The organism is Halomonas sp. LMYGS-3 (genome assembly GCF_059509875.1).
The window spans coordinates 1-1,513 of the sequence record NZ_JCAKFQ010000065.1 but is presented as its reverse complement, the minus strand read 5'-3'; the positions used below and the strand labels follow the sequence as shown (position 1 = coordinate 1,513).

The following is a 1,513-nucleotide window of genomic DNA, read 5'->3' as shown; positions in this document are numbered from 1 at the left end:
AATGCCTACGGATCAGGGAGCGAGGGGCAATCAGCGACGGTGGATCTCTCTGGTATTCGTGGGTTGGGTACCGACCTGTCATCACTTCGTCGCGGAGCTACCCTGGTCTAGTGGCGAGGGTCACCCAGCCCCGGAGGGCGGGGGCCTCATAGCAGCCTCAGGGGTTCTCCCACCGGCCCGACGCTCCCTGACGCGCAGACACTGGGACGCTATGCTCATACCGTAGCCCGACTGCCGTGCGGTTTGCCCATGACTTCACAGGCGATGGCCCACAGGAACCCCGCCAGTTCTCGGGCCACCGCCGTCGTCACCTGCTGTGCCACCTTGCCCGTGGCGGCCAGTCGGCGGAAACGTCCGCACAGGCGTTTCTGTGCCTCCCAAGCGATAGCTTGAACCACTGGCGAGGTCTTCTCCGCCCGCCGCTGGATGAGGCGCGTCTTGCGCGCCGGGAAGCGGTAACTCCAGGCGGCCTCCACCAGCACGCGGCGCACATGACCGTTGCCGGTCTTGGTGATGCCGCCCTGGCGCCGGCTGTCGCCGCTGGAATGCTCGCTGGGCACGAGCCCCAGGTAGGCCATCAGCTGACGAGGTGAGTCAAAGCGGCTGATGTCACCCAGTTCGGCGAGCACCGTCATGGCCGTGATCAGGCTCACGCCGCGCATCGCCTGTACCGCCTCCACCACGGGTGCCAGCGACCAGCCCGGCAACGAGGCCGCCATCTGCGTCTCCAGACCGGCCACGCGACGCTGGGCATCCTTCACGGCATCCACGTACTCCTCCAGCACGATCTGCTGAACCGGGGTGTCGAAGTGCACGCTCTCCAGCCAGCGGAAATGCGCCTGCCCCCACTTGCTCTTGCCGGGATAGACCTTGCTATGCCGTAGCAGGAAGGCCCCCAGGCGTTGCCGTGCCTTGAGCTCGATGGCCTTCATGTCTTCACGGGCCCGTGTCAGGTCGCGTATCGCCTCCTGCTCCGGTGTCGGAACCCACACCGGGGTCAGTTCACCCGCACGTGACAGGCGTGCCAACATTTGTGCATCGCGCCGGTCGGTCTTGACACGATCCCCGGTCTTGCGGGGAATCAGCGTCGGTGCCACTACCTCACAGTCATGGCCACTGGCTTGGATCTGGTGGTAGACCCCATAGCCACAGGGGCCGGCCTCGTAGCTGAACAACAGGGGTTGTCCCGCGAAGCGTTGGCTCAACTGGCACACCAGCTTATCGATTGCCTGGGGCGCGTGGGGAATCTCGCCGCGGAACTCGGGCGCCTGGCGCCCCGCTTCAGCGATGGCCACGGAGATGCTCGCCTGGTGCACATCCAGACCGATATAGGCGGCATGGACATTGCTGGCGGCGTTGAGCCGATCGGCGATAGCGTGCTGATCAACGGACGGCTGAGTTGCGTTAGACTGTGTCATGACCTGCCTCCCTCAATAGTGGCTCTGTGTTGTTGCCTCAACCTCAACGTAACCCACGACGTTGAGGAGGGGCAGGTCAATCCATCATGTCTAGC

General features: G+C 64.6%; 1 protein-coding gene. It reads right to left on the bottom strand.

Annotation, left to right across the window (positions count from 1 at the left end):
• Positions 1-215: 215 nt before the first annotated feature.
• Positions 216-1,418, bottom strand: a complete 1,203-nt coding sequence (locus tag AC5W54_RS22440; RefSeq protein WP_495964315.1) for an IS110 family RNA-guided transposase — start codon at positions 1,416-1,418, stop codon at positions 216-218.
• Positions 1,419-1,513 lie beyond the last annotated feature (95 nt).

What these genes read in the sequence shown, in the direction of transcription:
- AC5W54_RS22440 (WP_495964315.1), bottom strand. Translation starts at nt 1,418, where the DNA reads ATGACACAGTCTAACGCAACTCAGCCGTCCGTTGATCAGCACGCTATC.